Genomic DNA, 9,420 nt, shown 5'->3' with positions numbered 1-9,420 from the left:
TTCTAGCGCTTGATACCCGTACTCATTTGAACAAAGCAACGTCTGTCATTCTTTGAGTTACCTTTCACCAAACGCGACGCTGATATTGGTATAGATCGGTTTCCATAGGTATTGGAACACCGACTTTTCGCCCGTTGTGATGTCGACCTCGCCCGTCATACCAGGCAAGATAGAGAAGCTCTCCGGATTATTCCTAAAGTATGGCGTTTCTACTGACACGACCACTTCATAGTAGATCTCGCCTCGTTCACTTTGACTTGTGGTCGGTGAAATACTTTCTACTTCCCCTTTCAAGGCCCCGAAGCGACTGTAATCAAACGCGTCAATCTTGATTCGAGTTGGCTGTCCCACATTCACAAAACCAATGTCTCTCGGCGAAAGTCGCGCTTTAAAATCCGCTTTACCGCCGACAGGGACAATCTCAACCACGGTCCCACCCGGCTGAATCACGCCCCCATTTTGGGTGCTCGGCAGACTTTGCACCAAGCCTTGTAAGGGAGAGACTAACGTCGTGTTGGTCAATTTCGCTTGGCTTGAACGCACTCTTGCGTTGAGCGCGGATAAGTCAGAGACCGCTTTAGAACGGTCATCGCTCACTGTCGCTTTGGCTTCAGCAAGCAGTTGCTCTATTTTTTGCTCATTGCTGTCTGCTTGCTTAATGAGAACCGATTTCTTGCCACGGGCTTCTTCTATTTTCTGTTCAATACTGGCCAGCTTTTGGCGCATTTCAAGCACGCGTAAACGTGAGATGTTGCCTGCTTTATAGCCTTTCTCTAGGATAGTCAATTCTTGCTTAGTGGCATTCAGCTCTTTCTCATAGCTAGGCAAAGACTTATCGACGCTGCGAAGCTGCTCAGCGAGCTGCTCGCTGTCCTTTTCAAGCACGATGCGTTTTTGAAAGTACAGCCCTTTCTGAGCACTTAGCTGCGCCTTTTGCTGGCTCACGATCTGGGGATAATCGACCTCAAACTCCCCAAAATTCGGTTCTCGGTCATCAAGTAACGCATTCATACGCTCGATGCTAGCGAGCAGCGTCACTTGTTGAGATTTCAATTCTTCTAGCGCGGTACGCTGAAAAGTCGCGTCAAACTCAACCAGCGGTTGACCTTTCTCGACCAATTGACCTTCTTTAACGAGAATTTGCTTTAACTTACCTCCAATGGCACTTTGTAAGACTTGTTTTTCGCCTTCAGGGATCACGGCGCCCTTTGCTTTAGCGATTTCGTCCACTTGAGTGAGCACAGACCAAGTGGCAAAAGCCACCACACACAAAGCCACCGACCACGTCGCCAGCGCCAATGTACGGGCCGTATTTTGTGATTCAACAAGCTCACCGTAGCGCTCGCCTGTATCGATAGGGTGTTTAGCCATTCGCGACTCCTTGCTTTGACGGGGGTTGGGCCTGCTGGGCGGCATGCGGTTGAACTGACGGTTCTTGTGTTGACGGCCGTTTCTCTTGAGCCAGTGGCGGTTCGTGACGCTCTTGAGGGTCGACAGGCGGCTGTGTGTCTAGTGGACCGGCATAAACGACACTCCCTTCATTCAAAACCACGACCTTATCGGCCAGCTTAATGAGCTCAGGATCGTGGGAAGTGAAGATCACGGTGGCGTTTCCTTTTTTCGATTGCACGAACTCACTAAATATCCGTTTGGCATTGGGATGAGCATCGGGCACTGGGTTATCCATGAGGAACATTGGGTAGTCATAGACCAACGCTTTCGCGTCAATCAGGATCTGCGCGACAGTGCCTGACAGCAAGTCAAACAGGCTGTCCGGTTGAATACGACTGATCGACGTATCCAGCCCATCTGGTAAGGTCTCGAGCCAGCGCTCCCCACCCACCATTTCAATGGCAGCAATCATTTTCTGTTCTTCGACTTGATGCCCATCGGTTAACCACTCTCGAATACTCAGCGTGAGCAAATCAGGGTACGCTGCGCGGATGAAGCACCAGTGACGATAGAGCTGTGGGTCATATTGGGCGAGGTTAACGCCTTCCAGCTCAACCATGCCATTTTGAATCGGTTGCAAACCTGACAACACTTCGATCAAGGTGGATTTACCACTCCCAGAGGGACCCGTGATGGCCACAATTTCACCGGCTTCGATGTCAAGACTGACCCCATTTAACGCCGGGCGACTTTGCTTGGGATACCGCAGTGTCACTTGCTCTAACTGCAAGCTCGGGGCGAGCGTAGGCAATGGATGATGTTGGTAGCTGAATTCTCGCTCAGACGGTTGAGACAGAATGCGATTGACCTGCAATTTAGACTGATTGAAGCTATTAAAGCGCATTGCACTGTTCGCCAAGATCTGAGCGGGTCCGGTCACTTTCGATATCAACATCATGGAAGCAATCAACCCCCCCGGGGTCATGACGTTTTCAAATATCAGCCCGATCCCAAGCCCCATCACCGCGAGTGTCGAGCCCACACTAATAAAATAGTACATCGAGGTATAGCGACTCTGAACAACCGATTGATGAAACGCCACGGTAGAGGCGAGAAGACTGGCCTTGTTGAAGCGTTGGATCCAATGTGCTGAAAACCCAGCGCTACGAATAAAAGCCAGCTTGGATGACAACTCATTGGTCATATTTTGACGATTGGTGCCCGCCACCGTCGATTGCATTGAGCGCTTGCTGCTCGAGCGTATCGAACGTTTTGCTAACACGTAGTAAAGGCTCAAAGCCACGATAGGCACCAGTACTAGCCAACCGCCCAGCACGCCTATAGCAACAACAAAGATCACAACGAACGGTAAATCAAACAGCGCATTTCCTAATGGCCCAGATAGCACCCCAGAAATACGTTCAGACAACATGACTTGATTTTGTTGACTTGACGACGCGGTTTGCTGGTTTTGCGCATAGCTGCTTCTAAGCAGGCGCTGAACGAGAGATTGCGCGATCTCACGACTGACACGATTCGACACCGAAGCAAACACTCGGCTGCGCAGTGTTCTGAGCCAACCCATCATCACAAACAACAAGGCCGCCCCAATGGCAATACCTTGTAGTTCATGTCCAGCATCGCCACCAATGACATGGTCATAGATCGACATCGTGATAAAGGGAATGGCCAGAGCAAACAAGTTGGTGATAAGACTGACTAACAGTAACTTAGGGATGATTGGGCGAAACGCATGTAACCTTTCGCCGACCCAATCGAGAGACGCTTTCTCCAAGGGTGGGCCATCGATGACAATACAAAATTGAGGCGTATCGGTTATCTCTTCTTTGGTGTCATAAGCGATAAACTGCTTGGCATGTACATGACCAGAAACCAACGTCTGCTCCCCAAGAACCAGTATCACCAGTTTAGGGTCACCTACCGCATCTAAGTCAGCCACTAAACGATACGGCAATGCAAGCCTATCGAACAGGGCGAACATATCGTCGATGGACTCGACGCCATTTTCATCGATCCATTGATGCGCAAACAACTGGATGTTCGCGTTCACTTCCAGTTGCTTCAACACAGAGAGGCTTTCGGCTTCGAGCGCATTCATTGCCTCTTGGCGATCTTGCGAGTCAAGCGATTGATGACTTTTTAAACGATTCATGCGACAGCCCCCTGATTGCGTTCCGTTTGCACGGCAATGGTTCGGCTGGCCAATTCACGAAGCCGAGAATGAGCGCTCACCATCAGTATCGCGCGTCCCGCCAACATCTCATCCCCCAGCACTTCAACCAGATGACTTAAAGCGTTAAGATCAAGCGAAGCGTCCGGCCTGTCTAACAGAACAACCGGCTTGTCACTGGCGAATTGAGCGGCAATATTGAGCATTTTCACATTGCCCATACTCAACAAAGCAGCACTCGTCTGACCAACGTGTGTTTCCAATCCATCAGGTAAACGCGTAATTTCTTTGCTTAACCCTAGGCGACGAGCGTAGTCATTAGCGCGTTGGGTTTTGCTGGGATCAAAACCACACAAGTTGTCGAGAATCGTCCCCGACACCAATTGTCCTTTAACACCACAGTAAGCGATCATGTTGGCCACTGTGGCGAGTGACACTTCGTTGCCATTAACCAAGCACTCACCGGCCTTCAGTTCATCCACACCCGCTATCGACGACAATACATGACTGTTAGTGTGGCGATCTTCACAGTCTAACAAGACCAATTCCCCTTTTTTCAGCCTCACATCCACCAGGGCGAGTTCACCATATCGCTCAATGGTCGCGTATTGAATTTCGAGCACGTCAAAATCAACCTGCAGATCAGGTTCGGTCACTGCGGGGGACACTCGGTGGGAAACCGTTAAGTCACTCAACTTTTCTATTGCCTGATTCGCACTGTGTATTGAATTAAGCTTGATTCGGATCCCAATCAAAGCGCTCAAAGGCGCCACCGCTCTGCCTGATAAAATCGAACATGCCGCCAGTCCACCCGTGGTGAGCTGACCATCCAGCACCCACAGGCTGCCAGTGATCACGAGTAAAACCGACGTCGCCAAGGCCGCGAGCTGGAGACATTCTTGAATAAAGGCATTTTGTTGTTCTTCTTTTGCCTTAGATAAAGAGCGGACGTTGTTTAAGGACTTAAACTGATTAAAAATTCGAGACTCAACAGCCTGACGTTTGATCCCCTGTAGAGTTTGGCTCATTAGGATCAGGAAGGCTTTTCGCTCCTGCTCATCTTGCGCAGCTTTTTCACTTAAGCTTTTAACACGGAGAGAAGAAAGCCACACAATAGCGAGTGTCATCAACCAAACCGTCAGCGGTATCACCACGAGTTCACCGCCAATGTAGGCCACCAACCCCAGAAAGATCATTGCAAACGGCAAATCGATAAAGCCGGCGATGACCCCACCAGAATACCAGTCTTTGACTTTAGAGACGGCACCCAACCCTTCTTCCACTCCCCCGATACCGAGATCACGAAGGTGACTTGATGACGCGGAAGTCACCCTTTCGACCAAGGTTTGATAAGTCACGTTCTCGGTATTGCTGGCCGCGGCTGACAAAATCCATGTACGAGCAAATCGGATGAACGCTTCCATGGCAACCGCCACCGTCGCCCCCGCTAACAGCAGTGTGGCAGTACCGTAACTTTGATTCGGTAAAATCCGATCGTAAATCTGTAAAACCGTTAATGGCACGGCAAGAGAAAGAAGATTGACGAGCAAAGAAGGCAGTAGGACTTTCCCTACTGCCCCTGTGTTTTTCATAGAACTTGAGAGCATACACCATCCTTATCGATGCTTATGCAATAAGATTGGTACACACTATAAGGTTATGCAAGGTAAGAGGCTGATTTAATTTAATTTTAAGACTATATTGAGATTCAATTACTCATTCCACCTTACCATCGTATCGCGCTCTGTGACCATCATGGCTTGGAAGACTCTACACAGGGCGCCAAACCGCCTCCTGGCTCTCAACCACCATTACACAGTTGGATTGGTTTTCGCCTTGGCCACGTGGGCTTTAATGTAATCAGAAATAGTCGTCACATCGACCCCATCATCGCGGTTGGTACCTTCAAGATGGGAATGACTGAAAGCCGTCGTCGTACCGGATGAATACAGTTCATCGAGCAACTTGACCATTTCTGGCTCTTCGTGTTTTCTTATCCACGCTTCACCATTATTGCGAGGCCTTTGCGTGTAAGGATCGCTCCCGCTATTTGCTCCTAAATAAGCATTGGTGCACTGAGCAAAGTACTCCTTTTCATCAAACGCCGCGTAGCAATCCTGAAGTTCATAGTGGCTGGTGTACATCAGATGACTCCCATCGGGGTTGGTCGCGTACGCGTGACGATTGGTTACCCACACCCAGTATTGTTTGGGGGTAGGTAAGCGGGTGAGGTTTCTTCTTGGGCCATCAACCCATTCTTGGCTAAATAAGGCATCCAACGTGTGTTGCGCGGGCACAAACAGGGGATCATCGATGAAAATACGGGTATTCGCCGAATCGATTCGGACTTTCTTCTTATTGTTAAAGCTACGCGTGATCGCTTGTTTTTGAGCCAACGAAGTCGCATCACTCAAGTGAAGACTGTGCGCAAACTCATGCGAACTCGTTGAATATTGGCTCGCGTAACACCCACCGCCGATGGTTTTTAGTTTTGCATCCACATCGGTACCCAGTAGGTTTTCTTCGGTGATCGCGACATACATCTTCGCGCCGATCTGCAGTCCCCCAACCCCTCGTGTCGAATCCCAGCCTCGGCTCACACTGCTGCTTTGCTGGGCAATTCCAACCCCTTTGAGGGAAGCAAATTCGGGTAAGTCGGTCATCGGCCTATCCGCGGGTACCACGACGACTTCGATCCCGGTCGATTCGAACCGTTTTGCCAGTTCACTATTTTTGCCTAACATCGCCGTTAAGATCCGGATGGCTTCAATATAGCAGGCTTTCTTTTTGCTCGGATCCAACACACTGTCTACCTTCAAGCACGACTTAGCGCTTAAAAAGCCTAACTGTTCAGTATTGAAAGCATTTTTATCGTGGCCTAACTTAATGGCTTGTTCGATGGTCTTATCGAGCATCTCTTGATGAAAAGCAGCCCTCGCTTTCAGTGTTCGGGGATCTTGACCACCAGGGGCAACGTTCAGTTGCGTGGTACTGCTTTCATACAAGTCGGTGATGGCTTTCCTTTGATTCAGCGCTGACTGGGGGATTTTGTACAGCTCAGCCCTTTTTTTGCTGATTTGCTCACGCAGTGCCTCAATGCCTTGACGGCGCGCTGACAGCTTTTTACCTTTTTCTGGCTTTGATGCCGTCAAAGGATGCGCATCGAGCCAGGCTTGGCAAGCTTTGTCGATGGCATAGAGATGGGGCAACAAAGCTTCATCGTCACTACTGACATGCGCTTTTTCGAGTAACTTATCAATCTCTGTTAACAACCCTTTACGACGACCAAAAATGGATTTTGATCTCGAATTCGCCTTAAACGTACCACTCGTCCATATTCCGTTTATCATCAATTTACCTTAACCGAAATAATCATCTCAGCGAATGGAGGAACCATTCACTCCCTAATCTGAACCTAGGTCTCTAAAAAACACAAAGGGGAAACCTGACTATGCATGCGGCTCTCCAGCGGTCTGCGGATCGATGACGCCTGATGGACACCCAACCCTTTTTGGGCCTTCCCCAGCCTCCTATACCCTGAGTACAACTTGCCCCACGAAAGCGAACGCGTACTGCCCCAGCGTTGCATAACACGTCTGTACAGAGAGGTGTTCATTGGCAACGAACCGAGGCGTACGATCAATCCCCATCGCTGATCGCGCTTCGACCGAATCGTCACACAACTGGGGTTGTGCTGTTTAGTCTGCTCGACCCTGCGACCACGCCTTCAAGCGCAGTAAGACGGGCAGTGTCATCAGGGTTGTCAGCGCAATATCCAGCCACGAATGGTAGCCCTGATATAGCATCAGTCCTCCATACATCAACAGAGAAAGCAGGATCCCTCTCTTGACCCAGTCATGACTCAATACGAGTGTCGTCACAAACACCAAAGCCAAAGCCGTATGCGTACTGTAATCCAGACCGACAGCGGCATAGGCCCCGGTGTACTTATCAGCAAACATCAGAGCGTAAATATACCCAACGCCCAGTAACGTGCTGACCGCATCCCACTGCGCGGCTTTGAGCCGCCCACAGACCGCTTGTGTGAAGACCCAAGCTAAGGTCAACACACCCAGAAGGGGGACATACGCATCGGCGATCGCATCCCACTGTTCATAACTTAAATTGATAACGCCTCCTTTCCGTAGGCCGGTTTGTCGACGATCCTACGCACATACACGCTGAGATGGGTTCAACGGTCAACGTGGGTGGCGTGCCAGCCACATCGAGAGTGATTGGTTGACTAATTCCGGAGAAGATAACATAAACCAGTGCCCACCAGGCATCGCTTCGGCCTCACCTTTTTGCTTCTCGGTCACCTCATTTATCCAGGATTGAGAGTGAAACCAGACCTGTTTGTCTTGGCCATAGAGGAACAAAAACGCGGTCGCATAGTCATCGACGGACACCGGCTCGGGCTTCGTATTGAGTAAAATCGAACGCCATAACTGCCAATAAGGGTAAGTCATACGAGCATCAAAGCGAAAATCTGCTGAAGGTTTATTCGGATCAACATTAGCCAAACCTAAAATCTCATTGGCGGTGTAAGCTACCAGCTTCTCACCGAGAGGTTCGGGCAGAAGCCAAGCCAACGCCAAAGCTGCGGTATACTTCATATTGATCTCTGGATAGGCTTCGTTGCCAAAACTTCCGACGTCCAACAAGACCAGTCGGTCAACAAGGGGGTTAGACGCAAGGTATTGGGACGCGTACACCGCCCCCCAGTCGTGCGCGATCACCGTCACCTTATCTTTATTGAGGCTCTCAATATAGGCATCGATAATCCGACGCATTTGGACCAGAGTATACTGGGGTCTTGCCCCCGGGTCCTGAAGCTCAAAGCCAGGCAAAGTGATCCGGGCAACCGTGTGATCACGTTTAAAAAACGCCACTTGTTTGTCCCACATTTCTAAGCTGTCAGGATAGCCATGGATAAAGACCAACGTGTCGTCACCATCCCCCTCCACTTGAGCTTGTAAGCCGTTGACGATGACTGGCAATCTCGTTTCAAATTCGGCCTCAGACATCGGCCCGCTCGCCATACCTTGAACCAATAGGACGATCACAGGTGACAAGATAAGCAACGCGATCAGCATGATGATTTTTATGGTCTTACGCATGGATATCCTCTGTTTACTGTCAGGGGCGCACTGCCCTAACCCTGTCTCTTCTGACCACAAGCACGCAATGCAAAGGCCTAGCCTACCCCAGCTGTGCCGAGTCAACAAACCTGAGCACTCTTTGCCGGGTAAAAATGTCCTAAAAGCCCAGTAAATATCTCCCACACGCCTACTAACAATTTAGTCAATAAAAAGACTATGATGACTCAGCCTGCATACTGCGGCCCAAAAAAGGATCCCTTATGAAATCGGCCATGATCGGATTGGTCCTGCTCGCTAGCTTGGTGACCAAGTCACTTCACGCCACGCCTCTACTCTCGAACAACCTTGGTTCGGCATCGACGTGTGCGCTGCCGGTCCACTTAAAGAGTGCGCACGTTCAAGCGACAAAGCTCACGCAATGCCAGCCGCGCCCAGTGACGTTGCAAGCGCTGCAGCGATGGCTGAAATTCGGTCAGGCGGCGCGAACCGTGATGGACCTGCTCCATCACGTCTTGATATGGCATGTCTTGACAGGGCCAACACACACCGACCATGAGCGATGTTTGGCGGGACTGCAATGGGTGGACAACCTAACGAATGCTTGGTCCACCGCAAGCTGGAAAAGCGTACTGACAAGCGGAACTGAGCGCGCATCTCACGATGAGACCATCGCTTGCCATCCCCTCCCATTCGCACCGACCCAACGACGCGATGACCCGTTTAGGGAACATCTCA

General features: G+C 50.2%; 6 protein-coding genes. All 6 read right to left on the bottom strand.

From position 1 onward, the window contains the following. Nucleotides 1–57: 57 nt before the first annotated feature. On the bottom strand, nucleotides 58–1,371 hold the full coding sequence (locus ZX61_RS10045; protein ID WP_004744157.1) for an HlyD family type I secretion periplasmic adaptor subunit: 1,314 nt from the start codon (nucleotides 1,369–1,371) through the stop codon (nucleotides 58–60). Continuing rightward, complete coding sequence (locus ZX61_RS10040) at nucleotides 1,364–3,565, bottom strand: peptidase domain-containing ABC transporter (RefSeq protein WP_049844497.1); 2,202 nt, start codon at nucleotides 3,563–3,565, stop codon at nucleotides 1,364–1,366. Before ZX61_RS10040 ends, ZX61_RS10045 begins: the two co-directional genes overlap by 8 nt. Then, on the bottom strand, nucleotides 3,562–5,190 hold the full coding sequence (locus ZX61_RS10035) for an ABC transporter transmembrane domain-containing protein (protein ID WP_049844496.1): 1,629 nt from the start codon (nucleotides 5,188–5,190) through the stop codon (nucleotides 3,562–3,564). The genes ZX61_RS10040 and ZX61_RS10035 overlap by 4 nt, the downstream gene beginning before the upstream one ends. A 204-nt stretch (nucleotides 5,191–5,394) precedes the next feature. Then, nucleotides 5,395–6,933, bottom strand: a complete 1,539-nt coding sequence (locus tag ZX61_RS10030; protein WP_049844495.1) for a hypothetical protein — start codon at nucleotides 6,931–6,933, stop codon at nucleotides 5,395–5,397. A 348-nt stretch (nucleotides 6,934–7,281) separates the two neighbouring features. Further along, complete coding sequence (locus ZX61_RS10025; RefSeq protein ID WP_235431326.1) at nucleotides 7,282–7,653, bottom strand: hypothetical protein; 372 nt, start codon at nucleotides 7,651–7,653, stop codon at nucleotides 7,282–7,284. A 129-nt stretch (nucleotides 7,654–7,782) separates the two neighbouring features. Then, nucleotides 7,783–8,703, bottom strand: coding sequence for an alpha/beta fold hydrolase (locus ZX61_RS10020; protein ID WP_049844494.1), 921 nt, complete (start codon nucleotides 8,701–8,703; stop codon nucleotides 7,783–7,785). Nucleotides 8,704–9,420: the final 717 nt, after the last annotated feature.

Origin of the sequence: Vibrio sp. VPAP30 (assembly GCF_001188205.1) — a bacterium.
In the GTDB taxonomy this organism is placed as follows: domain Bacteria; phylum Pseudomonadota; class Gammaproteobacteria; order Enterobacterales; family Vibrionaceae; genus Vibrio; species Vibrio bivalvicida.
Note: the sequence above shows the minus strand (reverse complement) of the source record. Positions and strands in the feature narration are given on the sequence as shown.

What these genes read in the sequence shown, in the direction of transcription:
- ZX61_RS10035 (WP_049844496.1), bottom strand. Translation starts at nt 5,190, where the DNA reads ATGCTCTCAAGTTCTATGAAAAACACAGGGGCAGTAGGGAAAGTCCTA.
- ZX61_RS10040 (WP_049844497.1), bottom strand. Translation starts at nt 3,565, where the DNA reads ATGAATCGTTTAAAAAGTCATCAATCGCTTGACTCGCAAGATCGCCAA.
- ZX61_RS10045 (WP_004744157.1), bottom strand. Translation starts at nt 1,371, where the DNA reads ATGGCTAAACACCCTATCGATACAGGCGAGCGCTACGGTGAGCTTGTT.
- ZX61_RS10030 (WP_049844495.1), bottom strand. Translation starts at nt 6,933, where the DNA reads ATGATAAACGGAATATGGACGAGTGGTACGTTTAAGGCGAATTCGAGA.
- ZX61_RS10020 (WP_049844494.1), bottom strand. Translation starts at nt 8,703, where the DNA reads ATGCGTAAGACCATAAAAATCATCATGCTGATCGCGTTGCTTATCTTG.